The sequence below is a fragment of the Roseinatronobacter sp. genome (assembly GCF_051859525.1).
Classification (GTDB): Bacteria; Pseudomonadota; Alphaproteobacteria; order Rhodobacterales; family Rhodobacteraceae; genus Roseinatronobacter.
Window position 1 is genome coordinate 1 of record NZ_JBHYFM010000018.1, and the last position, 25,388, is coordinate 25,388.

The 25,388-nt window shown below is 61.8% G+C and carries 26 protein-coding genes; 16 read left to right on the forward strand and 10 right to left on the reverse strand.

Translation table 11 applies throughout. The features are described from left to right. From phnD to ACTIE1_RS12530, 3 genes are all read right to left on the reverse strand, one after another. A partial coding sequence (gene phnD, locus ACTIE1_RS12520; protein ID WP_439563425.1) for a phosphate/phosphite/phosphonate ABC transporter substrate-binding protein occupies nucleotides 1–512 on the reverse strand: 512 nt, incomplete at its 3' end. 300 nt (nucleotides 513–812) lie between these two features. Next, nucleotides 813–2,240, reverse strand: a complete 1,428-nt coding sequence (locus tag ACTIE1_RS12525) for a mannose-1-phosphate guanylyltransferase/mannose-6-phosphate isomerase (protein WP_439562753.1) — start codon at nucleotides 2,238–2,240, stop codon at nucleotides 813–815. A gap of 180 nt (nucleotides 2,241–2,420) precedes the next feature. Beyond that, on the reverse strand, nucleotides 2,421–2,969 hold the full coding sequence (locus ACTIE1_RS12530; RefSeq protein ID WP_439563426.1) for a hypothetical protein: 549 nt from the start codon (nucleotides 2,967–2,969) through the stop codon (nucleotides 2,421–2,423). Here ACTIE1_RS12530 and ACTIE1_RS12535 point away from each other — a divergent pair. The 5 genes from ACTIE1_RS12535 (at nucleotide 2,968) to ACTIE1_RS12555 (ending at nucleotide 6,945) form a co-directional block, all read left to right on the forward strand. Continuing rightward, on the forward strand, nucleotides 2,968–3,327 hold the full coding sequence (locus ACTIE1_RS12535) for a hypothetical protein (protein WP_439563427.1): 360 nt from the start codon (nucleotides 2,968–2,970) through the stop codon (nucleotides 3,325–3,327). The genes ACTIE1_RS12530 and ACTIE1_RS12535 overlap by 2 nt on opposite strands. A 39-nt stretch (nucleotides 3,328–3,366) precedes the next feature. Next, a complete protein-coding gene (locus ACTIE1_RS12540; protein ID WP_439562750.1) occupies nucleotides 3,367–4,098 on the forward strand; it encodes a PIG-L deacetylase family protein in 732 nt (243 codons plus the stop codon). A 14-nt stretch (nucleotides 4,099–4,112) separates the two neighbouring features. Further along, entirely contained in the window at nucleotides 4,113–5,093 is a 981-nt protein-coding gene (locus ACTIE1_RS12545; protein WP_439562749.1) for a VOC family protein, read from the forward strand. A gap of 3 nt (nucleotides 5,094–5,096) precedes the next feature. After that, nucleotides 5,097–5,768, forward strand: coding sequence for a 4-carboxy-4-hydroxy-2-oxoadipate aldolase/oxaloacetate decarboxylase (locus ACTIE1_RS12550; protein ID WP_439562748.1), 672 nt, complete (start codon nucleotides 5,097–5,099; stop codon nucleotides 5,766–5,768). Between the two features lie 88 nt (nucleotides 5,769–5,856). Next, the gene (locus tag ACTIE1_RS12555) at nucleotides 5,857–6,945 is read left to right on the forward strand and encodes a 4-oxalomesaconate tautomerase (protein ID WP_439562747.1); all 1,089 of its coding nucleotides are present in this window, start codon (nucleotides 5,857–5,859) and stop codon (nucleotides 6,943–6,945) included. Nucleotides 6,946–6,972: 27 nt separating this feature from the next. Here the strand turns inward: ACTIE1_RS12555 and ACTIE1_RS12560 are convergent, their stop codons facing one another. Both ACTIE1_RS12560 and ACTIE1_RS12565 read right to left on the reverse strand, forming a co-directional pair. Next, complete coding sequence (locus ACTIE1_RS12560) at nucleotides 6,973–7,851, reverse strand: amidohydrolase family protein (RefSeq protein ID WP_439562746.1); 879 nt, start codon at nucleotides 7,849–7,851, stop codon at nucleotides 6,973–6,975. A gap of 51 nt (nucleotides 7,852–7,902) precedes the next feature. Further along, the gene (locus ACTIE1_RS12565; RefSeq protein WP_439562745.1) at nucleotides 7,903–8,694 is read right to left on the reverse strand and encodes a crotonase/enoyl-CoA hydratase family protein; all 792 of its coding nucleotides are present in this window, start codon (nucleotides 8,692–8,694) and stop codon (nucleotides 7,903–7,905) included. Nucleotides 8,695–8,829: 135 nt separating this feature from the next. On the opposite strand from ACTIE1_RS12565, the gene ACTIE1_RS12570 reads away from it, so the two are divergent. The 11 genes from ACTIE1_RS12570 to ACTIE1_RS12620 all read left to right on the forward strand — a co-directional run bounded on the left by ACTIE1_RS12570 (nucleotide 8,830) and on the right by ACTIE1_RS12620 (nucleotide 21,061). Further along, nucleotides 8,830–9,294: a MarR family winged helix-turn-helix transcriptional regulator gene (locus tag ACTIE1_RS12570; RefSeq protein ID WP_439562744.1), complete on the forward strand. Its 465-nt coding sequence runs from the start codon at nucleotides 8,830–8,832 to the stop codon at nucleotides 9,292–9,294. 51 nt (nucleotides 9,295–9,345) lie between these two features. Then, complete coding sequence (locus tag ACTIE1_RS12575; RefSeq protein ID WP_439562743.1) at nucleotides 9,346–11,130, forward strand: feruloyl-CoA synthase; 1,785 nt, start codon at nucleotides 9,346–9,348, stop codon at nucleotides 11,128–11,130. Between the two features lie 90 nt (nucleotides 11,131–11,220). Beyond that, on the forward strand, nucleotides 11,221–11,739 hold the full coding sequence (locus ACTIE1_RS12580) for a MarR family winged helix-turn-helix transcriptional regulator (protein ID WP_439562742.1): 519 nt from the start codon (nucleotides 11,221–11,223) through the stop codon (nucleotides 11,737–11,739). A 59-nt stretch (nucleotides 11,740–11,798) separates the two neighbouring features. Further along, a complete protein-coding gene (locus tag ACTIE1_RS12585) occupies nucleotides 11,799–12,887 on the forward strand; it encodes a C4-dicarboxylate TRAP transporter substrate-binding protein (RefSeq protein ID WP_439562741.1) in 1,089 nt (362 codons plus the stop codon). A gap of 64 nt (nucleotides 12,888–12,951) precedes the next feature. Then, nucleotides 12,952–13,482, forward strand: a complete 531-nt coding sequence (locus ACTIE1_RS12590) for a TRAP transporter small permease (RefSeq protein ID WP_439562740.1) — start codon at nucleotides 12,952–12,954, stop codon at nucleotides 13,480–13,482. Beyond that, nucleotides 13,479–14,795 (forward strand): TRAP transporter large permease, encoded by a 1,317-nt coding sequence (locus tag ACTIE1_RS12595; protein WP_439562739.1) that lies wholly within the window; start codon nucleotides 13,479–13,481, stop codon nucleotides 14,793–14,795. Before ACTIE1_RS12590 ends, ACTIE1_RS12595 begins: the two co-directional genes overlap by 4 nt. 306 nt (nucleotides 14,796–15,101) lie before the next feature. Continuing rightward, nucleotides 15,102–16,142 (forward strand): hemin-degrading factor, encoded by a 1,041-nt coding sequence (locus ACTIE1_RS12600; RefSeq protein WP_439563428.1) that lies wholly within the window; start codon nucleotides 15,102–15,104, stop codon nucleotides 16,140–16,142. Then, nucleotides 16,139–16,981 carry a heme/hemin ABC transporter substrate-binding protein gene (locus tag ACTIE1_RS12605; RefSeq protein WP_439562390.1) on the forward strand — a complete coding sequence of 281 codons (843 nt, stop codon included), beginning with the start codon at nucleotides 16,139–16,141 and terminating at the stop codon, nucleotides 16,979–16,981. The genes ACTIE1_RS12600 and ACTIE1_RS12605 overlap by 4 nt, the downstream gene beginning before the upstream one ends. A gap of 4 nt (nucleotides 16,982–16,985) precedes the next feature. Further along, entirely contained in the window at nucleotides 16,986–18,074 is a 1,089-nt protein-coding gene (locus tag ACTIE1_RS12610; RefSeq protein ID WP_439562391.1) for a FecCD family ABC transporter permease, read from the forward strand. A gap of 6 nt (nucleotides 18,075–18,080) precedes the next feature. Then, nucleotides 18,081–18,869 carry a heme ABC transporter ATP-binding protein gene (locus tag ACTIE1_RS12615; protein ID WP_439562392.1) on the forward strand — a complete coding sequence of 263 codons (789 nt, stop codon included), beginning with the start codon at nucleotides 18,081–18,083 and terminating at the stop codon, nucleotides 18,867–18,869. 89 nt (nucleotides 18,870–18,958) lie between these two features. Beyond that, nucleotides 18,959–21,061 (forward strand): TonB-dependent receptor domain-containing protein, encoded by a 2,103-nt coding sequence (locus tag ACTIE1_RS12620; protein ID WP_439562393.1) that lies wholly within the window; start codon nucleotides 18,959–18,961, stop codon nucleotides 21,059–21,061. Nucleotides 21,062–21,142: 81 nt separating this feature from the next. Here the strand turns inward: ACTIE1_RS12620 and ACTIE1_RS12625 are convergent, their stop codons facing one another. The 5 genes from ACTIE1_RS12625 to ribA are packed head-to-tail and all read right to left on the reverse strand — an operon-like array spanning nucleotide 21,143 to nucleotide 25,276. Then, a complete protein-coding gene (locus tag ACTIE1_RS12625) occupies nucleotides 21,143–21,967 on the reverse strand; it encodes a RibD family protein (RefSeq protein ID WP_439562394.1) in 825 nt (274 codons plus the stop codon). Beyond that, the gene (locus tag ACTIE1_RS12630) at nucleotides 21,960–22,763 is read right to left on the reverse strand and encodes a methyltransferase domain-containing protein (protein ID WP_439562395.1); all 804 of its coding nucleotides are present in this window, start codon (nucleotides 22,761–22,763) and stop codon (nucleotides 21,960–21,962) included. The genes ACTIE1_RS12625 and ACTIE1_RS12630 overlap by 8 nt, the downstream gene beginning before the upstream one ends. Nucleotides 22,764–22,766: 3 nt before the next feature. Then, entirely contained in the window at nucleotides 22,767–23,162 is a 396-nt protein-coding gene (locus ACTIE1_RS12635) for a 6-pyruvoyl trahydropterin synthase family protein (protein ID WP_439563429.1), read from the reverse strand. Between the two features lie 15 nt (nucleotides 23,163–23,177). After that, a complete protein-coding gene (locus ACTIE1_RS12640; RefSeq protein WP_439562397.1) occupies nucleotides 23,178–24,128 on the reverse strand; it encodes a zinc-dependent alcohol dehydrogenase in 951 nt (316 codons plus the stop codon). Further along, nucleotides 24,125–25,276, reverse strand: a complete 1,152-nt coding sequence (gene ribA / locus ACTIE1_RS12645) for a GTP cyclohydrolase II (protein WP_439562398.1) — start codon at nucleotides 25,274–25,276, stop codon at nucleotides 24,125–24,127. Before ribA ends, ACTIE1_RS12640 begins: the two co-directional genes overlap by 4 nt. Nucleotides 25,277–25,388 lie beyond the last annotated feature (112 nt).

The window sequence follows — 25,388 nt, forward strand, 5'->3', positions numbered from 1 at the left end:
AGCACGGCAATGACTGCCTGTTCATGCCCGCCACCAAAGCCGGTGCGGCTGAAGAATTCTTCTTCAACGATACCGGCACGGCGCAATTCAAAACGCGGGACGATATAGCCCGATGTCGAATTGGGGTCGGCATAGGCCAGTGAATGGCCTTCCATATCTTCCAGTGAATGGATGTCACTGTCGGCGCGCACATACATTGGCGCAATATAGCCCAGCGATCCGTCAGCTTCCTTGGTCACGAAGATCGGTTCGACCGCGTCCGCATCCTGAAGGTAAATGCCCGCATAGGCCGACGCACCCAGCGCTGCATATTCCAGCTGGCCTGCCAGCAGGCCCTGCATCACACCGGCATAATCGGGTGCGGGGAACATCTCGACCGGAACACCAAGGCGTTCGGACAGGGCGTTGGCCATACAATCGTTGTTGCGCAGGCGGTCGGCTTCATTCTCGCCGCCCAGCAGACCAATGCGGAAGGTGGGCATGTCAGCGCGCCAGTCGGCGCTGGCAGTCATGGGAAGGGTGCTGAGTGCGGTTGACGCAACAAGCAATGTAGCGAGGGCCTTGGTGGTCATATGTGTGATCTCCGGATCAAGGTGGCAGCTTTGGTCCCGTATTCGGGAGTGCCGCCCTGATCGCAGGAGTTTGTAACACTGCGGTGAGGGAAATATGAAATTTCATGCAATCACACGCGCCCGCCCCGCCCGAAACGGCGCCGACTGACGCAAAGCTGTTGCATTATGCTCGCGGCGACGATTGCCCGCACGCGGGGCACATGTATCAGTCACACGGCAGGTGACAGACCGCGCGCCCCGTCAGTCCCGCGCATAGACATCATCATAGCGGATGATGTCATCCTCGCCCAGATAGGCGCCGGTCTGCACCTCGATCAGGGTCAGGGGCAGTTTGCCGGGGTTTTCCAGCCGGTGCATGGCACCAAGCGGAATATAGACGGACTGGTTTTCGGTCACCAGACTGACCGTGTCATCCACAGTGACCTTCGCGGTGCCTTCGACCACGATCCAGTGTTCGGCGCGGTGGTGATGGCTTTGCAGCGACAGTGCCGCGCCGGGATGGACCACAATGCGCTTGACCTGAAACCGTGTGCCCAGCACCAGACTTTCATACCACCCCCAAGGGCGATAATCGCGCGGCAGGGTTTCCGCCTGCGCGATGCCCTGCGCCTTCAGGGTGGACACGGCCAGTCTGACCTGTTGCGCCTGATCCTTATGGGCAATCAGCACGGCATCGGGCATGGCCACAGCGACAATGTCGCGCAACCCGATACCAACCAGTTGCTGGCTGTCGGCCTCGGCGCGCAGCAATGTGTTGTCACATTCCAGCGCATGGGCAGGGCCATGGGTGACCACACCGCGCGCATCCGGCCCGCCTTCGCGCCAGACGGCTTCCCAGCCGCCAAGGTCGGACCACCCGCCACGATAAGGCATGACCGACAGGTTTGTGGCCTTCTCCATCACCGCATAATCAATCGAGATATCGGGGATACCTGCCCAAGGTTGCGGGGCCAGCCGTGTGAAGCCAAGATCCCTTTGCGCGGCGTCCAGTGCCGCGCGCGCACCGGCCAGAATTTCGGGCGCATGGGTTTCAAAAGCCTTCAGGATCGTCGCAACCGAGAACAGGAAAATGCCCGCGTTCCACAAATGGCGGCCCCCGTCCAGCATGGCTTGCGCCGCCACCGCATCTGGCTTTTCGACAAAGCGCTTCAACCCCAACGATTCGCCCGCCCCGTCCGGCGTGCCATCGGGTTCCAGCCAGCCATACCCTGTTTCCGCGCGGTCGGGTTGTATGCCGAATGTCACCAACCGCCCCTGCCGCGCGGCTGGCAGCGCATCTGCGATGGCCGCGCGAAACGCCTGCGCGTCAGGGATAACGTGATCGGACGGGGCCACCAGCATCACCGCATCCGGACTGGTGCGTTCCAGTGCCAGCGCTGCTGCACAGATCGCGGGCGCCGTGTTGCGCCCTTGCGGTTCAATCACAATCGCGGCCGGCGCAATTTCCATGGCTGCAAGCTGTTCGGTGACGACGAAGCGGAAATCCTGCGCCGTGATGACCATGGGCGCTGCAAAACCGGGGGCTGACAGGCGCTGTGCGGATGCCTGAAACAGACTGACATCATCCAGAATGCGCGCAAATTGCTTGGGATAGCTTTTGCGCGACAGCGGCCACAGGCGCGTGCCGGAACCGCCACATAACAAGACCGGATGAACAAGTGTCGACATTTACATATACCTTTGTCCAGAAGTGCAACAGCGCCCGCGCAGGTGGCTGCGTAACTATTGCACAGCTTCGGCCAATACAAAATCCTTTAAGGCTATGACCTTGCACATCATGCGACCTGTTTCCCGCCCGAAGGAACCAGCCTTCGTTCCAGGTTTTGCAATCGCACGCTCCCTTGCGCCCTAGCCGCAAGAAATGTCAATAATCCGCCCGTTTTCGGACAAGAAGAAGGTTATGCGGTCTGCGTGTTCCTGCGCTGCGTCCTCGCCGTGTTCGATGACACGGTAGGGACGCGAGAATGTCCGGTCGTCAATCGCTGAACGAGGCTGGTTCATGGTCTCCGCATAGGACGCCACATCGCAGCTGGCCTGATCCGGTGCCGCCGCCGGTTGCGGTTCATTCCGCCCCGACTGCGGCGCACGTCCGTCCGCCCTGCGCGCCTGCCGGTTTGCGGTTTCGGTATTTTGCTGGCGGTTCTGGGCGCTGGACGGGGCAACCTCTGGCGCGGGGGGTGCGGGAAAACTTATCACCTGCGGTTCAACCTGTGATGTGCCGGAATTGCCATTGATGCAACCGCCCGTAACCGCCAGCATCAGCCCCAAGAACATACCCTTCACGCCGGACCGGACAAAACCCGACACCCGCCCCCTGCCAGACGCGGCTGCGGCACACGCGGCGCGCGCCCCGCGTGTGCAAGGGACGGCAAGCGTTGGTTTGTCCGCCAGAACCATGGTGATCCGTTTCTTCCGCCTGTTGCCCCATGCCATCATGACTTCACTGTCCCGTTTGCACAATGCAATTTCTATCCCCCGAGCTGTCGCATTCAAGACGCGCGGCACCACTGACAACCTGTGCCCCCACCAACCCGCAGCCAAAGAGGGCAGCAGGCTTTTGATTTCAAATGGCTTTATTTATTCGATCCTGTCAACATGCTTGCAAACGCATCGCGGCAACCGGTCGGACCGGCCTGCCGGTTGCGCGCACAAGGGCCGCGCCGCGCCGCATGCCGGTTTCCAAGCCAGTCACGCGCCCAGCTATAGCCATTTATTATCCATGCAAACACGCTTCAAAATTGCATATGGGCCGTGAAAGTGGGATCACTAAAGCCCATTTTCCACGGAGGTTCCCATGACTGCGCCCAAAACCGCGCTTGTGATTTCTGCCCATGCCGCCGATTTTGTGTGGCGCTGCGGGGGGGCAATCGCATTACATGCCGAGATGGGCTATCAGGTCACTGTCGCCTGCCTGTCCTTTGGCGAGCGGGGCGAAAGTGCGCGGCTGTGGAAGGATGGCAAATCCCTTCAGGAGGTCAAGGATATCCGCCGCGCCGAGGCGGAAGCGGCCGCAGACGTGTTGGGCGTGCACCATCTGGAATGCTTCGATCTGGGCGATTACCCGCTGCATCTTGAACAGGCGGACAAGATGCGTCTGGTAGACCTGATCCGCAAGGTGCAGCCGTCCTTCATGCTGTGCCACAGCCAGTATGACCCCTATAATACCGACCACATGTATACCACCCAGATCGCCCTTGAATGCCGCATGATCGCACAAGCCTGGGGCCATAACCCGGGCGAGAAGGTTCTGGGCGCACCCCAGCTTTACCTGTTTGAACCGCACCAGACCGAACAGATGGGCTGGAAGCCCGACACGTTTCTGGACATCACGCCTGTGTGGGACAAAAAACGCGCGGCGATGGAACATATGAACGGGCAGGTCCATCTGTGGGACTATTACACCCGCGTGGCCCAGCAGCGCGCAAACCATTTCAAGCGCAATTCGGGGGGCATGTCAGGCGGGCGTGATTGCAAATATGCAGAAGGGTTCCAGTCCATATTCCCCCGCACTGTAGATGAACTTTGACAGCGGAGGGACGCATGAGCACGGCCACGACCCCAAGTTACGACATCGCCCATCTGGGCCATGTCGAAATGCTGACCGACAGGTTTGACGAAAGCCTTGATTTCTTTACCCGCATCTACGGGCTGAAACTGTCGGGTCAGGATGAAAACAGCGCCTATTTGCGGGCATGGGAAGATTATGAATATGCCAGCCTGAAACTGACACGCGCGGCCACCACAGGCGTGGGGCATATCGGGTATCGCGCCGCCAGCCCCGAGGCATTGGCGCGGCGTGTGGCGGTGATCGAGGCGTCGGGCTACAAGGTGCATGGCTGGGTTGAGGGGGATGACAGCCATGGCCGCGCCTTCCGTTTTGAAGACCCGTTCGGCCATATATTCGAGATCTATTATGACACGCGCCGCGCCGAACCCGACGCGGCCGACAAACCCGCGCTGAAGAACATGGCCAGCGCGTTCACGGGGGCCGCGCCGCGCCGGATTGACCACCTGAACCTTCTGGCCGCCGATGTGCGTGAATTCCGGAAATTCATGGAAACCTGTCTGGGCAGCCGTGTGACCGAATACATCCAGCTGGACAACGGCCGGATCGGGGGGTGCTGGTTCACCATCAACAACAAGACCTATGATCTGGCCTGCACCGAAGAACATGGCGGCGGGCCGTATTTTGAGGGCGGCGGGCGGCTGCATCATGTCACCTATGCCACCGACCAGCGCGAGGATATCTTGCGCGCCGCCGATATTTTCCTGCAAAACGGGGTACATATTGAAACGGGCCCGCACAAGCACGCCATTCAGGGCACGTTTTTCCTGTATGTCTGGGAACCCGCAGGCAACCGGGTGGAACTGGCAAATGCGGGCGCGCGCCTGATCCTTGCACCCGATTGGGAACCCGTCTGCTGGACCGAGGCCGACCGCAAGAAAGGGCAGGCCTGGGGGTTGAAAACCATCGAAACCTTCCACACCCATGGCACCCCGCCTGTGCCGCAGAAAGGCTGATCCATGTCCGTTGTCGTCCAGAACATCCCGCGCGCGGACAGCGCCGTTATCGACACGCTTGGCCGCGCGGGCGTGGCAACCGTGCACGAAGCGCAAGGGCGCACTGGCTGCCTAGCGTCCTATATGCGGCCCATCTGGCGCGGCGCGCGGATTGCGGGATCTGCCGTGACCATCAGCGCGCCACCCGGTGACAACTGGATGCTGCATGTCGCGATCGAGCAGTTGCAAACCGGCGACATTCTGGTGCTGGCCCCAACCAGCCCCTGCGACAACGGCTATTTCGGCGATCTTCTGGCCACCAGTGCCATTGCACGCGGCTGTCGCGGGTTGATCATTGATGCGGGCGTGCGCGATGTGGCCGATTTGCAGGACATGGGCTTTCCGGTCTGGTCCAAGGCAATTTCGGCACAAGGCACCGTCAAGGAAACACCGGGATCGGTGAATGTGCCCATTGTCTGCGCGGGTCAGGCCATACAGGCGGGGGACGTGATTATTGCCGATGATGATGGCGTGGTCGTCGTGCCCCACGCGCAGGCCGCCGGTGTGGCCGCCAAGGCGACGGCGCGGCTGGACGCGGAAGAGGCCAAGCGCAAGAGACTGGCGGCGGGCGAACTGGGGCTGGATATCTACGACATGCGCGCAAGGCTGGCCGAAAAGGGGCTGAAATACATCTGATGGATAAAAGGGGGGCTGTCTGCCCCCCTCTTGGGCTGCGCCCAATTCACCCCCCGTGAGTATTGACCTGCAAGATGAAAGGGTTGCCATGCACAAGGCCGAGCATCAGGGGATTCCCTGCCTGTGGATGCGGGGGGGCACATCGAAAGGCGCCTATCTGCTGGCCAGCGACCTGCCGGAAGACCCTGCCGCGCGCGATGCGCTGTTGCTGCGCCTGATGGGCAGCCCCGACCCGCGCCAGATTGACGGCATGGGCGGGGGGGACCCGCTGGTGTCGAAAGTTGCGATCCTTGCCCCGCCAAGCCGTGCCGATGCGGATGTCGATTATCTGTTCCTGCAGGTTTTTGTCGATCAGGCACTGGTGTCTGACGCCCAAGGCTGCGGCAATATTCTGGCCGGTGTCGGACCTGCCGCCATTGAGCGCGGGTTGGTTCGGGCGCAGGATGGCGAAACGCCCGTGCGCATTCACATGCGCAACACCGCAGAAGTTGCGCTGGCGCGCGTGCAAACACCCGAAGGCAAGGTTTCCTATGACGGCCGCACCGCCATAGACGGTGTTCCCGGCCGTCATGCCGCCCTGCCCTTGTTGTTTGAAAACATTGCCGGGTCCATGTGCGGTGCACTTCTGCCCACTGGAAATGCCGTCGATACGGTAGAGGGGGTAGAGGTCACCTGCATCGACAATGGCATGCCGATTGTGGTGCTGCGCGCCGCTGATTTCGGCATCACCGGACAGGAAAGCCGCGAGGAACTGGACGCCAATGCCGACCTGAAATCGCGGCTGGAGGGGATACGGCTGGCCGTTGGCCCGATGATGAATTTGGGCGATGTGCGCGAAAAATCCGTGCCCAAAATGACGCTGGTGTCTGAACCGGTTGCAGGCGGCGCGATTTCCACGCGCAGTTTCATCCCGCATCGGTGCCACGCGACAATCGGTGTTTTCGCTGCTGTATCGGTGGCCACGGCCTGCACCATTGCGGGCAGTGTGGCCTATCCTTTGGCGCGCAGGCCCGATGACGGCCAATACAGCATAGAGCACCCGACTGGTGCCGCGGATGTGTTGATCGAGACAGATGCAAACGGAACCGTGGCGCGCGCGGGCGTCATGCGCACGGCCCGCAAGATTTTCGACGGGCTGCTATTTCCCGCGCCGCCACGACAGGACGCCGACGGATGAGAAAAGGGGCCACAAGGCCCCTTTTTGCTACTTCAGTTTCAGCAGGCGCGCGGCGTTTTCCTTCAGGATCAGCGGGCGCACCTCCTCTCGGATGTTCAATTCAGCAAAGTCGCTTAACCAGCGGTCCGGCGTTATGGCGGGCCAGTCCGACCCGAACAGCATTTTGCGTTTAAGAAGCGTGTTGGCATAGTGGATGAAGATCGGCGGGAAATATTTCGGCGCCCAGCCCGACATGTCGATATAGACATTGGGTTTATGCTGCGCCACCGACAGCCCCTCTTCTGTCCATGGGAAAGACGGGTGCGCCAGCACGATTTTTGTGTCGGGAAAATCCACCGCCACATCATCGATATGCATGGGGTTTGAGTATTTCAGCCGCATGCCCATTCCGCCGCGCATACCGGAGCCGACACCTGTTTGCCCCGTGTGAAACAACATGACCGCATCTTCTTCGGCAATCGCCTCGTACAAGGGATAGGCCATGCGGTCATTGGGAAAGAAACCCTGCATGGTCGGATGGAATTTGAACCCCTTGACCCCGAAATCGCGCACAAGACGGCGGACTTCGCGCGCGCCCAGCTTGCCCTTGGCCGGATCGATCGAGGCGAAGGGGATCAGGATGTCGGAATTTTCGGCGCAATGCTGCGCGATTTCTTCGTTGCTGTGCCGATAAAAGCCGGTTTCACGTTCGGCATCGACCCCGAAAATCACCGCTGCGATCTTGCGCTCGCGGTAATAGGCGGCGGTTTGCGGCACGGTGGGCAACATGCCATCGACGCCTGCGGGGTTCTTGAAATAGGCCGCCATCCCTTGTTGGAATTCATTATATCCGTCATCGCGGTGGCAGTTGCAGGGTTCTTCTGCATGGGTGTGAAAGTCGATTGCGACAATCTCGTCCAGGTTCATGGGCTGATCCTTTGCAGGCAATTTGAATTTTCGCAGCACGCGCGGGGCGCGTTAGGGCGCGTCAGGGGCTTTCAGGCGGGCGGTGCGCTTTTCCAGAAAATCACGCAGGCGTTGCTTGGCTTCGGGTGTCTCCGATGTAAGCGCCGAGACAACCGATTCGGTGAACAAGCCATCCTCGACCGACATTTCGGCAATACGCGGCAGGGCGTTCAGCACTGCGTAGTTCGACATTGGCGCGTTCGATGCGGCCTTGCGCGCAAGATCCATGGCAGTGTCCAGCGCGCGCCCTTTTTCCACAACATAGGACACGCCGCCCCATTGTTCCATCTGGGCAGGCGACACGGTGCGTCCTGTCAGCATCATGTCTGTCATGCGCGCGGCCCCGATCAGGCGGCCCACGCGAACAGACCCGCCGCCGCCCACAAAAATACCGCGCTGCCCTTCGGGCAGGCCGAAGAAGGCGGTTTCATCCGCCACACGAATATGGGTTGCTGCGGCCAGTTCAAACCCGCCGCCGACCACGGCACCATGCAATGCAGTTATGAACGGGATTTCACCGCGTTCAAACTCGGTAAACACCGCATGCCAGCGCCGCGACCCCTGAATGGCCTCGAACAGGGGCTTTTCCCGATGCTCGGCCAGATCCAGCCCTGCGCAAAAATGATCGCCCGCGCCGTGAATGACCGCCGCGCGCGCTTCGGATCTGGCGCGTGTGGCGGCCACATGCAGCGCTTCGACCAGCCGGTCGGAAATTGCGTTGCGCTTCTCGGGCCGGTTCAGCCCGATGACGGCAATTTCGCCCTGAAGCTCATATGTCACAAGCGTTTGCGTGGTGCCGTCCATTACTCTCTCCCGTCTGGTCAGGTTTCATATTGCAGAAATACGTTACATAGTAAACAGTATTGTAAGGTAACTATCAACCTGCTAATCCTTATCCATCTTCAAATGCAATACCCGATGAAACCGCCGGAAAACAAAATGACCATCACCACGGGCCCAAAAGCAGATCACAGCATCGATTCGCTGTTCGGGTATAACCTGAAGCGCGCCTATATGATCTTTCGGGATGATTTCCGCCACGCGGTCGAGGGGGCAGGCATGTCACCACGTTCCATGACGGTTCTGGCCCTGATCGTTGACTGCCCGCAGATCACCCAAAGCGATGTTGCGCGGCAACTGGGAATCGAGCGGTCGGGCATGGTGGCCATCATCGACGATCTGGAACAAGGCGGTCTTGTGCGTCGCGAAGCCGTGCCGGGCGACAGGCGGTCGCAGGCGCTGCTGCCCACCGATGAGGGGGTCCGGAAACTGGACACCATCATGGCGCAGGCCCGCGCCCGCGAAGAAGATTTGCTTGCAACCTTCAGCCCGCAGGAACAAGCGCAGTTCCTTGATCTTCTGCTTCGCCTGCGACGCAGTTGCGAGGATATACAGACGTCCTGACCCGTACTGCACCCTGTTAGCGGCCCCAACACATCCGGAGAATGCCCGCATATGAACGTCAAACCCCAAGCCAAGGCCCGTTTCTGGTCACCTGTTTTCGACTATGAACACCGTCCCGACGGAACAATCCTGATGCGTCAGGTGGACCCGTTGCCAGACCATATGCCGCTGGTCGCGGATTATCTGGACCATTGGGCCGACACCACGCCCCAAGCCACATGGATGGCACGCCGTGAAGGTGGCGGGGACTGGCGGCGCATCAGCTACGGGCAGGCGCGCGACATGGCACGCCATATCGGGTCGGCGTTGCTGGGTTTGGGGCTGGGGCCGGATCGTCCGCTTCTGGTGCTGTCGGAAAACAGTCTGGAACACGCGCTTCTGGGCCTTGCCTGCACCTATGCGGGCATTCCCTATGCGCCCGTATCACCGGCCTATTCGCTGGTGTCCAAAGACCACGGAAAACTGCGCGACATTGCCGCGCTGCTGCAACCGGGCGCGGTATTCGCCGATGACGGCGCGGCATTTGCGCCTGCGCTTCAAGCCATTGCCGCAACGGGCCGCAAGGTGATTTCCCTGCATGGTGGCGGTCCGGAAACTGTTGCCTTCGAGACATTAATTGCCGCCGACCCTGCCCCCGCAATTGCGGCGCGTGCGGCCCTGACACCGGATACCGTTGTCAAATACCTGTTCACATCAGGGTCCACCGGCAGCCCGAAGGCCGTGACCAACACCAACCGCATGATCTGCGCCATGGCGGCAATGATGCGCGACTGCTACCGTTTCCTGACATGGGAACCGCCCGTTGTGCTGGACTGGGCACCGTGGAACCATACGGCTGCAGGAAACAAGGTCAATTATCTGGTGTTGACCAATGGCGGCAGCTACTACATTGACGATGGCCGCCCCGTTCCCGGCAAATTCTCCGAAACCCTGCGCAACCTGCAAGACATCTCCTGCACATGGTATTTCAACGTGCCCGTAGGCTATGACATGCTGATTGACGCGCTGGAACAGGACGAGGCGCTGGCGCAGAAATTCTATGCCAAACTGGGCATGCTGTTTTACGCCGGTGCGGGCATGGCACAGCACACATGGGACCGCCTGTCCGCGCTGGGGCGCAAGGTGACAGGGCGCGATGTGCTGCTGGCCACAGGGCTGGGCGCCACGGAAACCGCACCCTTCGCGCTGGCCTGCACCCATGTTCAGGACAAGGCGGGCAATCTGGGTGTGCCGTCACGCGGGCTGACGCTGAAACTGGTGCCATCGGGCGACAAGCTGGAAGCGCGCCTGAAAGGGCCGACCATCACGCCGGGATATTTCGGCGACCCTGCGCGCACCGCCGATGCCTTCGATGACGAGGGGTTCTATTGCCTTGGCGATGCGCTGCGTCCCGCCGATCCGCAAGACCTGTCCAAAGGGTTCTATTTTGACGGGCGTGTGGCCGAAAACTTCAAGCTGTCCACCGGCACATGGGTGTCGGTCGGCGCGGTGCGCGCGGCGCTGGTCGATGCCATGGGCGGGTTGATTCGCGATGCGGTGATCGTGGGCGAAAACCAGCCCGAACTGGGCGCATTGCTGTTGCTGTCGGACAAGGCCAAGTCCATGCCGGAAGGGGATCTGGCCGATATGCTGCGCGACCGCCTTGCAGCCTCCGCCAAACGCGCCACCGGATCGGCCAGCCGCGTGCGCAGGGTGCTTGTCGTGGACACAACCCCCAGCTTCGACAAGGGCGAGGTCACTGAAAAAGGCAGCCTGAACCAGCGCGCCATGCGTGACAGCCACGCCGGAAAAATAACAGAACTGTATGAAAACAAGGGCAAGGTTATCACTGCATAGAAAATCCGGAAGCCAGCAATATAATGCAAAAGAAACAGTTTGATTTGGAACAGTTAATAGCATAACATTTCTTGCAGAGGGGGGAGTGTCATGCTGGGACAGATCAGAAAACCGGGCATTCCGACGCAGGGCGGCAGCGCTGCGCCATCCCCGGAAGACGGGCTTAATTTCGGGGGGTTGCGCGACAATACCGGCTTTTTGCTGCGCATCGCATGGCTGCAAGTCCGCGAAGCGCTGGACCAAAGCGAACCTGCCCTGTGCCTGAGTGCGGCGGAATACACCATTCTTCAGGTCATCGCGCAGACGCCCGGCGTGCAACAAGGCCAACTTGCACGCGCGCTGTATATAAAACCTGCGGCCATGACCCGCCTGATACGCGGGTTTGAAGATCGCGGACTGGTGCGGCGCACGATACCGCCGAAAAACCGCCGCATCGTGAAACTGTCGATCCTGCCGGACGGGTTGGCAGCGATAGAAGGCACGCAGGCGCTATACGGGGCCGAAGCGCCCCATGAACGCGGCGGACTGACACGCGCGGAACAGAAGGATCTGAACCGCCTGCTTCGGAAATATTGCGGAATTGGCCCGATGGATGGGACCGGCACTTAAAGAACCGAACCACCCTGACGGACAATATATAACGGTCAACACCTGGGAGGAAACAGACCATGAAACTGACGAAAACACTGATGATGGGCGCGGCATTTGCCGTTGCCGCAACAAGCGGCGCACAGGCCCAGAACCTGCGCGGGGCCGCTGGCGCATCGCAGGCGCACCCCTCGACCTATATGTATGAAAAATTCGCCACCTATCTGGAAGAAGAAAGCGGCGGCAGCATGAGCCTGACGCTGATCGGCCCGGAAGTCGTGTCCCTGACGCAGGTACCCGATGCGCTGCAATCGGAACTGATCAATGTCGGCAACCTGCTGCCGCTGTTCTTCCCTGCGGATTTCACGCGCACCAATGTCGCCGGTGACATGGCGCTGATCGGGCGCAACTCTCATGCCATGGCGCTGGCGATGACCGAATTTGCGGTGAATTGCGAACCCTGCCAGCAGGAATTCAGCAGCAAGGGCATGGTGTTTCTGGGCGCGGGCGCATCCGACCCCTATGTGCTGATCACCACATCGCCCGTGCGCACCGCGGAAGACCTGCAAGGTCTGCGCCTGCGCTCTGGCGGGGCGCCCTTCTCGCGTTGGGCCGAAAATTTTGGCGCAACGCCTGTGAACATGCCTGTGGGCGAACAGTTCGAGGGTATGAACCAGGGCACGATTGACGGCTCCATGGCGTCCATCGTGGACATGCTGTCCTTCCGTCTGGTCGATGTGGCACGCTATACCACCAGCGTTCCGCTGGGCACATATCATGTGACCTCGAACTTCACTGTGAACCAGTCCACATGGTCCGGCATGAGCGAGGAAGACCGCGCAACCTTCGTGCGCGCAGCCAACCGCGCGAACCCGACACTGACCGACCGCTGGGGCTTCCAGCTGCCCGAAGCCGCGCGTAACGCTGTCGCGGACGCAGGGATCGAAGTCATTACGCCCGACGACTCGCTGCTGGAAGCGTCAAACGCCTTCGCCGAAGCAGATGCCGAAGCGCGTATCGCCGCAGACGATCTTGCAGGCCAGTTCGCGGAATATGTCGCGAAATGGACTGCCATCGTCGAGGAACTGGGCGACGATCCGGAAGCGCTGGCCGCCCGCGCGATGGACGAAATCTGGGCCAATGTCGATCTGTCCACTTACGGGCTTTAAGACCTGCGCATGATACTCTCCCCTTTGGCCATTTCCGGCCAAAGGGGTTTTCGGGGTGCCTGATATGATTTTACTGATCAAGCTGGCCGTGGGCCTGTGTCGGGGCCTGTCCCTGATCGGGGCAGCTGCTGTGGTCCTGATGATGCTGCATGTCAGTGTCGACGTCGTCTTGCTGAATGTGTTTCGCCTGTCCATGAACTCCACGCCCGAAATCGTGGCGCGGTATTACATGGTCGCAGTGGCCTTCCTGCCGCTGGGCTGGCTGACATTGCGCAACCAGATGATTGCGGTTGAATTGCTGGATTTCGCCATATCGCGCCCCGTGAAACTTGCCTCCGATTTCGTGATCTATATCGCCGCCGCCGGCATCTATGCTGTCATCACCTATGCCAACTGGACCAAGGCCCTGCGCGAAGCAAATTCGGGCACATTTGTCGAACTGGTCCGCTACCAGATGCCGGTGTGGCATTCCTATTTCATTGTACCGGCAGGCTTCGCCCTTGCCACTTTGGCCTGCGTGTTGATGGCGCTGGCGATCCTGTCCGCCAGCGTGCGCCATGCAATGGACACTATAACAAAAGGCGATGAAACATGAGCGTCGAAATCGGTCTTTGGGGCGTGGCCATCCTGATGGGGTTGCTGGTGCTGCGCCTGCCTGTGGCGCTGGCATTGATTGTGGTGTCCTTCGGGGGCATCTGGGCCATGATCGGCTGGAACCCTGCCATGGGCATCTTGTCGAACACCCCCTATTCCTTCGCGGCCAAATGGACCATGAGTGCGGTTCCCATGTTCCTGCTGATGGGGTTCATTGCCTATCATACCGGTCTGACAGGCGGGTTATTCGAGGCCGCAAAAGCCCTGCTTGCCAGATTGCCGGGCGGGCTGGCCATCTCATCCGTCTTTGCCTGTTCGGGCTTCGCGGCTGTGTCCGGCTCCTCTCTGGCCTGCGCGGCAGCAATGGGACGGATCGCCATTCCCGAAATGGTCAGGGCGGGGTACCGCCCCTCGATCGCATCGGGCTGCATCGCGGCGGGGGGGACCATCGGCGCACTTATTCCGCCCTCCATCCTGATGATCATCTATGGCGTGATCGCCGAAACCTCGATCATCGAGGTGTTTCTGGGCGGCATCACCATCGGGCTGCTGACGGCCCTGTCCTATTGTATTGTCGTGCTGATCATCGCATGGTTGCGCCCCGACATCATTCCGCGTCAGGCCCCTGTTGAATCCACCGACCTGTGGCGCTCTCTTGCACAGGTGGCCCCCATTCTGGCGCTGATCGTCCTGATCTTCGGCGGCCTGTTCTCGGGCTTGTTCACGGCAACACAGGCAGGCGCGGTGGGCGCATTGGGTACGGTCATTCTGGCCGCATCCATGGGGCGCCTGACCCGCAAGGCCTTCACGGATTCGGTGACAGAAACAGTCATCACCACAAGTTCCCTGCTGATCATCGGCATTGGCGCCACCATGTTCACGCGTTTTCTGGGACTGTCAGGCGTGTCCAACCTGATCTCCTCCTTCGTGGCCGGCTCTGGCATGACCTATGTGACCGTGCTGCTGGTCATCATCATCATTTACCTGATCCTCGGCACCTTCATGGAACCCTTCGGCGCCATGCTGGTCACCCTGCCCATCTTCCTGCCCCTGATCGACGCCCAAGGGCTTAGCCTTGTGTGGTTCGGGGTTCTGGTCGTCAAGCTGCTGGAGGTCGGCATGATAACGCCGCCGGTCGGCATGAATGTGTTCGTTATCAAGAATGTGGCCAGTAAGTATGTCACTGTCACCGGCGTATTCCGCGGGGTTCTGCCCTTTATTCTTGCAGATTTCGTCGTCGTGGCGCTGATCGTGGCCTTCCCCGCGATGGTCCTGTATCTGCCCGACCTGCTGTCCACCAACGCCACCAGATAGCACGCGCACGACCTTCCAGCGGCATCATCTTTCATTCTGGTACAAATATCCCGCAAACAGGGTTTCTCAAGGGGGCGGGATGCCCCCTTGAGGCGGGGGGCTCGGGGGGCAGCCGCCCCCCGACCCCGCTCCAAGGGGATCACCGCGACGCATCAAGCATCGACGGGGAATTTACCCTTGAACTGCGCGCGACAATACCCTAGTGAAACCATCAAGAATGAAGCGGCGCTGCCGTTTCGCGCCATCCAGCTTGCTGCCAGACACGCGCCAGACCCGAATATGACGCGCACTGACAGGAGCACTTCCATGACGCTTGACCTGGTGTCCCGCCCTACCCCTGCCGATTTGCGGCAGGCCCGCCTTGACCACCCCAAAACCCGCGCCCGCGATCTGGCCAACACCATGGCCGTGACCGAAGCGGCGCTTGTCGCCGCCCATGTGGATGGCACGCATGTGGTGCGTATTGATCCGGCGCTTGAACGGCTGGTGCCTGCGATCCAGACGCTGGGCGATGTCATGGCGCTCACGCGAAATGCGTCTTGCGTGCATGAACGCAAGGGCAGCTATGAGGCGTATCACGCAGGCGCACATGCCTCCATGGTGCTGGGCGCAGAGATTGACCTGCGCATGTTCCCGCGCCACTGGGTTCACGGCTTTGCCCTGCTGGACGGGCCGCGCCCGTCCCTGCAGGTGTTCGATGCCGCGGGCGATGCGGTGCACAAGGTCTTTCTGACCGAAGCCTCGGACCACGCGGCCTTTGAGACGCTGGTTGCCAGCCTGCGCCTGGCCGATCAGCCCGACACATTGGCGCTAGCGCCCCGCCCCCCTGTCGAGGGGGCAAAATCCCGCCCCGAGAAGCTTGAGGAGTTGCGCCGCGACTGGGCGGCCATGACCGACACCCATCAGTTCTTGCGCATCGCCTCCAGACTGAAGATGAACCGCCTTGGGGCGTATCGTATTGTCGGCGGGGACTGGGCGCGGCCCCTTGCACCCGATGCCGTGACCAGCCTGTTGCATCTGGCAGCGACCAACGCCGTGCCGCTGATGATATTTGTGGGCAATCAGGGCTGCATCCAGATCCATGGCGGCACCATTGAGCAGGTCAAGCCAATGGGACCGTGGATCAATGTCATGGACCCGCGCTTCAACCTGCATCTGCGCACCGATCACGTCGCCGAGGTCTGGCTGGTGTCCAAACCCACGCGCCACGGCATGGCCCATTCGGTCGAGGCATTTGACGCGGATGGCGCGCTGATTACGCAGATTTTCGGCAAACGCGACCCCGACACCGCCGCCTTTCGGGCGCTGCTGGACAAGCTGCCGCTGGCGCAGGGGGGCGGGGCATGATCCGCGCTGCCTTGCTAACCGCGCTGCTGGCCACCCCCGCCGCCGCACAGGACCGCGTGGTGGTCATAGGCGGCGGGCTGGCCGAGATTGTCTATGCACTGGAACAGGAACACCGGCTTGTGGGGCGCGACACGACCGCCAGCTACCCGCCCGCCGTCAATGACCTGCCCGATGTGGGCTACATGCGCGCGCTGTCCCCAGAAGGGTTGTTGCAGCTTGACCCCGATCTGATTCTGGCATCTGACGGGGCCGGCCCGCTGGAAACCGTCCAGATCATGCAGGCAGCGGATGTGCCCTTCGTCCAGATCCCCGAGACTGCCAGCATGGACGGCGTCCTTGAACGTGTGGAACAGGTCGCGCAGCACCTTCAGGCACAGGATGCGGGCGCGCAGCTGGTGGACAGGCTGCGCGCCGATTTCGCGGCGCTGGCGCAACAGACGGCACAGGTTACCACGCCCCGCCGCGTCATGTTCGTTCTGTCCGCACAAGGCGGCCGCATCAACGCGGCAGGCCGCGATACGGGTGCGGGCGCAATGATCCACATGGCAGGGGCGGTCAACGCCTTCGACGATTTCGCAGGCTACCGCCTGCTGACGGATGAAGCCATTGCCGCCGCTGCCCCCGATGCCATCGTGATGATGGACCGCGACGGCGATCACGCTCTAAGCGATACGCAGATCGCCAGCCATCCCGCCCTTGGCCTGACACCTGCGGCGCAAAACGGCCAGATCATCCGGATGAACGGGATTTACCTGCTGGGCTTTGGCCCGCGCACCGCGCAAGCGGCACAGGACCTGCACAAGGCAATCTATCCTGCACTGACGCATCAGGGGGGCTAGGGGCATGGTCGCGCTGCCCTTCACGGCCCCCCGCCGCCCCCCTTCAATGGCGGCCGCAGGCGACCGCGCCTTGCGTGCACGCGCCACAATGATCGCGCTGGTGGTGTTTGTGGCGGCCGTGTCCATCCTGTCGCTGGGTGTGGGCGCTGCAGGTGTGTCCCTGCCCGATGTCGTTCGGAAACTGGCCACAGGCGGGGCGCTGGATCTGCGTGAACGCGTGGTGCTGTTCGACATTCGCCTGCCGCGGTTGCTGACGGGCATTCTGGTCGGTGCGTCGCTGGCCGTGTCGGGCGCGGTCATGCAAGGGCTGTTCCGCAACCCGCTGGCCGATCCGGGCATTGTGGGCGTGGGGGCTGGCGCGGGGCTTGGCGCTGTGCTGGCCATTGTGCTAGGCGCGATGCTGCCCCCTGCGGTGCTGGCGGTTGCTGGCATGCATCTGGTGCCGCTGGCGGCGTTTCTTGGGGGCTGGGCGTCAACGCTGGTCCTGTATCGGGTGTCCACGCGGCGCGGGCGTACATCCGTTGCGACCATGCTGCTTGCGGGCATCGCGCTGGGGGCGCTGGCCGGCGCGCTGACGGGTATTCTGGTCTATATTGCGGATGACCAGCAACTGCGCGACCTGACCTTCTGGGGGCTGGGGTCGCTGGCGGGGGCAAGCTGGGCCAAACTGGCCGCTGCCGCACCGATCATGGTTCTGGCGCTGATCGCGGCACCTGTGCTGGCACGCGCGCTGAACGGGCTGGCCTTGGGGGAAGGGGCCGCCGCGCATATGGGCATTGCCGTGCAACGCATGAAAAACCTTGCCATTCTGACGGTTGCCGCAGCGACAGGCGCGGCTGTGGCCGTGTCCGGCGGGATCGGGTTTATCGGCATCGTTGTGCCGCATCTGCTGCGGCTGGTTATGGGACCGGATCATCGCTACCTTCTGCCAGCTGCGGCGCTGCTGGGCGCAGGGTTGTTATTGCTGGCCGATATGATTGCGCGGCTGGTCATTGCCCCTGCCGAATTGCCGATCGGCATTGTCACCGCAGTTCTGGGCGGACCGGTGTTTTTGTGGATATTGCTGCGCCGTCGCGGCATCGTGGATATGTGAACCGCCATGCTGGACGCGAAGAATATTGATGCAGCCCTTGGCGGAAAACCCGTTTTGCGCAATGCCAGCTTGCGCGCCCGCGCGGGCAGGCTGACGGTTATCGTAGGCCCCAACGGGTCGGGGAAAACCACATTGCTGCGCGCAATCACCGGCGATCTTGCGCATTCCGGTTCCGTGCATCTGAACGGGCAGGACACGCGCCGGATACCCGCATGGGCACTGGCGGAACTGCGCGCGGTGCTGCCACAGGCCAGCCAGCTTGCCTTTCCCTTCACCGTGCATGAAGTCGTGCGCTTGGGGCTAGTGGGCGCCAATGCCTTGCGCAGTGATTCCGCAATATTGCCTGTCCGCGCATTGGAACGGGTGGGGCTGGCAGGCTATGGCGGGCGGTATTTTCAGGAACTGTCGGGCGGGGAACAGGCCCGCGCGCAACTGGCCCGCGTGTTGCTGCAAGTCTGGCAACCGGTGGTGGACGGGGTGCCGCGCTGGCTGTTTCTGGACGAACCTGTTGCGGCACTGGATATCGGCCATCAGTTGCAGGTCATGGCACTGGCCCGCGATTTTGCACGCGCGGGCGGCGGCGTGATTGCTGTCATGCATGATCTGAACCTGACGGCCATGTTTGCCGATGACATAACACTGATGCTGGACGGGCAGGTTCTGGCGCATGGCGGCGTGCGTGATGTGCTGACCGATGCGAACCTGTCGCGCGCGTATGGCTGCGCGCTGCGCGTATCCACCCTGCCCCGCAGGGATGAGGCGTTTGTTCTGCCACAGGCGGCGGAAATTGCCTGAGCATTGTTGACTCTTTTACTAAGCATTAGTAACGAGCATGTCAGAACGCCAGCGGTATCGCCAGCCAGATAACCACCAAGGGGATACCGATGGACAAGACCAAAAGGCGCTACGGGCGCCTGCTGACCGCTATTGCCGTTCCGGCATTTATGGGCGTTTCACTACCGGCACAGGCGCAGACCAGCGCGGACCCGACCGCCGCGCCGGGGTCGTTTCTGGGCCGTGTCATTCTGGGCTTTGGCCGCGCGCGCACAGCGATTGACACGCCGCAAGCCGTCAGCACGCTGGAGCAGGACGACATCGACCGCGAACAGGCCGCCACACCCGGCGATCTGTTGCGCACTGTGCCCGGTGCCACAGTGCAGGGCGGCGACCGGATGACAGGCCAGCGCTACAATATTCGCGGCGTGGGCGGGGACGCCTCCGACCAGAACCGCATTATCATCAGCGTGGACGGCGTCGAAAAATACGGCGAGCTGTATCAGGTGGGCCAGTTCTTCGGCGAGCCGGAACTGTATCGCCGCGTCGAGGTTCTGCGCGGGCCGGCATCATCGGCGCTGTATGGGTCCGGCGCTTTGGGCGGTGTTGTCGCGTTCGAGACCAAGGACGCCGCCGATTTCCTGCAAATGGGCGAAACAACGGCATTGCGCGTGAAAGCGGGCGCAAACAGCAATGGTGGCGGCACGCTTGGGTCGGTCATACTGGCGCAGCGCTTCGGAGAGCGGGTCGAGGTGTTGGCCGCGCTGACCCATCGCAATGAAGGGGATTACAAATCAGGCGACGGCACGCGGGTCACCGGATCGGGCATGGCGGGAACGTCAGGCCTGCTGAAGGGCACCTACCGCTTCGGGGACGGGAATGAACAATCGCTTAGCCTGTCGCTGTCGCGCTGGCGCAGCGATGAGGATGGCGCGAATTATTCATCTGTCGCCGATATTCCGGATTTCGGCACCGTCGACCGCAGGGCACAGGATGACACCGCAACACTGGTCTGGACCAATCCGGCCAGCGGCAACCCGTGGCTGGACAGCCGTGTGCAGCTGTCCTATTCGCGCACGCTGATCGATCAGGAAAACGCGGTTCCCGGTAACCCGTTTCTGGCGAACAACCCGCTGTTCGAGGATGCGTTCTATCAATACCGCACACTGGCCCTGCGCGCGGAAAACCGCTTCACCTTTTCCGGCGAAGGGTGGGAAAACTACCTGACACTTGGTGTCACCGCATCCCGGCAAACACGTGCGGCGCAGCGCGAATCCGGTGCGATTGCCTTTCATCCCGAAGGGACGGACCGGCGCTATGGCGTGTTCCTGCAGAACGAATTCATCTGGGATGACCGGCTGACCGCCGTTCTGGGCCTGCGCGCTGACAGGATCACGCTGACACCGTCAGATGATGTGGTGGGCGGCGCACAGCGCAGCCATACCGCGCAGGTTGCCTCGCTCGCGCTGCATTACAGGTTCAATCAGGACTGGGCAGTGTTCGGATCACTGGCGCATACCGAACGCGCCCCGTCGATTGACGAGGTGTTTGACGTGGGAACCGGCGCGGGCAAGACGGCCTCGCTGGAGCTACGGCCGGAACGCGCGCGCACAGTGGATCTGGGCTTCTCCTATGCGGGGCGCGATGTTGTCGTTGATGGCGACAGTCTGGACCTGAAGCTGACGGTGTTTTCAAACCGCGTCCGCGACAAGATCGACCGCTTTTCAGGCCCTGGTCCCACCTATGCCAATATCGCGCGCGCGCATATTCGCGGGCTTGAACTGGAAGGGGGCTATGATGCCGGAAACCTGTTTGGCAAATTCGCCTATTCCCGCATTCTGGGCACCGACCAGATAACAGGGTTGCAGCTTACCTCCACGCCAGCGGATGAACTTGTGCTGGAACTGGGCGGGCGCGCGTTCGAGCAGACGCTGGAATATGGCTGGCGCGGCACATTTGCGCGCAAGTCAAAACGTTGGAACGCCAGCCCTGCGCCGGGCGCCTATGAACACCTTCCCGGCTACGGGGTGAATGACCTGTATGCCACCTGGCGCCCCGATCAGGGCGCGCTGGCCGGGGTAGAAGTGCAACTGGCAGTCAACAATGTGTTCAACAAGCAATACCGCAACATTCTTGACGGCGGGCTGGCCAATAACGAGCCGCGCCGCGGGCGTGACCTGCGCATGAGTGTCGGACGCAATTTCAGCTGGTAGGCGCACAAGCACCATCACAGCAAACGCCAGCGCATTGGCTTGCGCTGGCGTTTTTGCATTCCGTTCCGGCGCAAGCGGCCCTTACCGCATTTGGCGGGCAAGCCCGTGCCATGGCGCTGAAATAATGTCCTGCGCCGGACCCAGACCGCAATCGAACAGGATATCGGACCCAATATCGAACACGCGCGTATCAGGGCGCATGGCATCGGACAGCTGCGCCACCGGATTGGGGGTGTGAAACCCTTGCGGCCCGCCCCCGATCAGCAAGGGTGCGACCGCCACATGCAGCCGTGTCAGCAAACCGGCCTGAAAAAACCACGCCACGGTAATACCGCCGCCCTCGATCAGCACTGTGTTCAGCCCTGTGCCTTGCAGGGCGCGCAGGATCTGGCGGGGCGACATGCTGCCTTCGGCGACGGCTGGCAGGCGAATAACCTCCACACCGTCAGGGCGGGCCGTGTCGCCGTGCTGCAATACGATACGCCGCGCGCCATCATCGGCAAAGACCCGTGCATCATTGGGCAACCTGCCACGCGGGTCGATAACAACACGTGCTGGGTTGCCCCCCTCGCACAGGCGCACGGTCAGGCGCGGGCTGTCATGCAGCGCGGTGCGCACGCCAATGACGACCGCATCGCAAATGGCGCGCAGGCGGTGCAGGTGCTTTAACCCGTCCGGCCCCGATATATCGCGCGCATCGCCTGCAACTGTGGCCACGCGCCCGTCCAGCGACTGCCCGATCTGGCCAATGGTGACAGGCCCCATGTCACGGCGCGCAAGCGGCGCATATATGTCCAGCGCCGCGCGTTCCGCGGCGGTCCACTTCCCGCAGCACGCACATCCCGCCCCATTGCGAATGTCCAGAATGCGCTGCCATACGCGCGGGCTGACAAGGGCCTTATCCATCCGCACCCCCATGACCGTCCAGCAGCGCAACCCGACCTGTCGGCACCGCCAGAATATCCACATGGCCAATGGTGCAGGTCCCCTGTGACACCAGCGCCTGACGTGCGGCATTCCAGACATCCGCGCCGCCATGGCCCGCACGCGCGGCCGCGCCCGCAATCCCGTCCAGCAGGTCCGCCTGCAACTGCGCGTGCCGGTGCGTCAGCACCCACGGGGTTTGCGCCAGCATGACATGATAACCCGCCTGTTCAAAAAGCGTTTTTGCCATAATGCCAGATGCCGCCCCAAGTGCGGGGCCAAACCCCTTGTCCGTGCATTGGTCGCGGTTGAATGCCGCCGTGATGTCCGCATCATCCGCCAGTTCGGGCTGCCACTGCATGACCCCGTCATAAGACAGCGCCGCATAAAAGGGTAGCTGGTGACGGACCAGAATATCGATCAGGGCCCGCAACCAGCGTTCGGAGACAAGATCCAGCAGCGCGGATGCAGATACCAGCGTCGTATCATCAAGCGGCAGATCCGCAAGGCGGTTCAGATCAAGCTGGCAGGCTTGTGCATTGGGGTGGTTTGCCACCGCAAGCGCCAGCAGCGCTGCATCATTGTCCACCAGATGCCAGCGCGCGGCATCGGGCAAATGGCCGGTCAGCGCCCGCACGGTCGCGCCAGTGCCCGCACCCAGATCGACAACGACAGGCGCCGCCCCTGCAAGACGTGCTGCGGCCGCAAGCAGCGCATCATCGCGCGCTGCGCGATCTGCCGCTTCCCTTAGGGCCAGCCATTGCGGCGCGAACCCCATGGATTACACCTCGCCCTCGAACCATGCGCGGGCCATATGGCTTTCGTGCAAGGTGATGCGCAACCGCCGCACGCGGCCACCATCCTTCAGCGTGTCCGCAACGATTTGGGCGCGCATCCGGTCAAAGATATGCTTGCACAGGAATTCGGTCGTGGTGAATTTTCCGGCAAATTCGGGGATTTCATCAAGGTTCTTGTAGCGCAACGGGTTCAGTGTATCGGCCAGCGCCTCAACGGCCAGCCCGATATCGACGACAAGGCCATGCGCGTCCAGATCCTCGGTGAAGAACGCGGCATCGACGGTGAATGTCGCACCGTGCATGCCTTGGGCTGGCCCGAATACAGGCGATGGCAGCGAATGGGCGATCATGATGTGATCTTTGACTTCGACGGCGAACATTGGGGTCCTTTCTGTTCAGTCATAACGGATGCGGTGACACAGCGTGTCCGGCGCATTCAGGATACGGGGGTAATCACGGGGCAGGTCATCAAAGGCGCTCTCGCCGGAAACCAGCACATCAAGGCGGTCATCGCATAGCAGGTCCAGCGCCTTGGCCAGTCGGCGGCGGTAGTCCCAGCGCGGCAGGCGCGCGGGCGGCAGATTGCCGACCTGCGAACTCAGCAGCCGCAAACGCTGGCTGTGAAAGGCACCGCCCAGCGGCAAGGCGACCATGCCATCACCGTGCCAGCTGGCCTCGACCACCGTCGCACCCATGCCTGCAACCGCCAGCGCGCGTGCAAGCCCCTTGGCCGATGCGCTGGTGTTGATGACCACGTCCTGAGCTTCGGGCAGGTCCTGCGGCGCGGCAAAGGCACCGCCCATGTCCTGCGCCAGCGTAGCGCGGGTTGGGTCGATATCACTTAACGTCACCTCGCAGCCGGGGATGCGCGCACACACATATGCCACCAAGGCCCCGACCACCCCTGCCCCGATCACACTGACCCTGTCACCTGCCGAAACACCGCTGTCCCAGATGATGTTCAGCGCCGTTTCCATATTCGCACCCAGCACGGCACGCGCGGGCGGCAGCGCTGCGGGCAAGGGGGTGAACTGCCCTTCCGGCAGGCAAAACCACGTCTGGTGCGGGAACAGCGCGAAGACGGGCCTGCCTGCCTGCGGGCCTTGTTCTATCTCGGCTATTGTGCAATAGCCGTATTTGACCGGATAGGGGAAATCACCTTCCTGATGGGGCGCGCGCATCCGGTCGTGTTCGCGCACCGGCACCTTCGCGCCAAGAACCAGCCGTTCAGTCCCGCGACTGATGCCGGAATACAGGCTGCGCAAGCGGATACCCGCGCCGGCCGTTGCAGGCCGTATTTCTGCACAATCGGGGGCCACCACCCACAAGGCACGCGGGTCTGTCATGTCAGGATATGCCCGGATTTCAGCGCTTTCGTCGCAAGGTAATGCGCGTTCTGACGGGTTTGCCCGACCTGAAGCGGAACGCGTTCGACGACTTCGACACCGTGACTTGCCAGAATGCGCATTTTGGCAGGGTTGTTTGTCAGCAAGCGCACTTGCCGGACACCCAACATGGACAGCATGGTGGCGCCCACGCGGAAATCCCGCTCGTCATCCTCAAAACCAAGCTGGTGGTTGGCCTGCACCGTATCAAGGCCCGCATCCTGCAAGGCATAGGCGCGCATTTTATTGGCGAGCCCGATGCCGCGCCCTTCCTGATTCAAGTAGATCAGCACGCCCCCACCGGCCTGTGCCATCGCATCAAGTGCCGCATGCAATTGCGGTCCGCAATCGCATTTCAGACTGCCCAGAACGTCACCGGTGAAGCAGGCGGAATGCAAGCGCGTCAAGACCGGCTGGTCAGGGTCCACGTTGCCGATTGTTATGGCGTAATGCTCTGGCCCGCCATTGTCGGGGCGGAATATCTGCACGGCCCCCGCATCCGAGCAGACCATGGGCAAGGCCGCAGCACTGACCGCGCCGAAATCGCGGGCGCTGGACAATTCGTCAAGCGCAACCTGTGCCGCGACATAGGCCAGCCCCTGCCGCAGCAATGTATCGCGTGCGGATACCGGAATGCGCCACAACATCATGGCGGGCAACAACTGCGCGGCTTTCGACAAGGCCAGCGCCGCATTCATCAACGGCGCGGCGCATGTGACGGGGGCTACATCAGCAGGCACCACGCCCTTGCCAATATCCGCGCCACCCGCAATCTGGCGGATCAGGTCCAGCGGGGTGCCCGCGCCCAACCCAAGCGCATATGCCGACGCCTCAACCGACGGCGCATCGGGCATGAGTGCGGCATATCTGCGCGCAGACAGGACAAGGCAAGGCGCGCCAAACGCCTGAAGCTGTGCAAAGCGGTCCGCGCGCAGCGTCTCGACGGGTGCAATTACAGCCATGTCGACACCATCACCAACCAGAACCGGCAAACCAAGGCGCGTGTCACAGACCAGCCGCGCCACTTTTTCGCTGGTATCCAGACCAAGTGTGTCCGGCCCAAGGCCGGTCGCTGTCTTTGCGGAGTTGATAGCAATGGGGATCGTCACGGCACCTACCGAAGCTGGGATTGAACAGGCAATGTTTCAAACCCAACTAGGGCTGTGCGATAGAAAACAAGTGTAACACAGTTTTTTCCTTCAATGCATGCCGTGCCTTAGG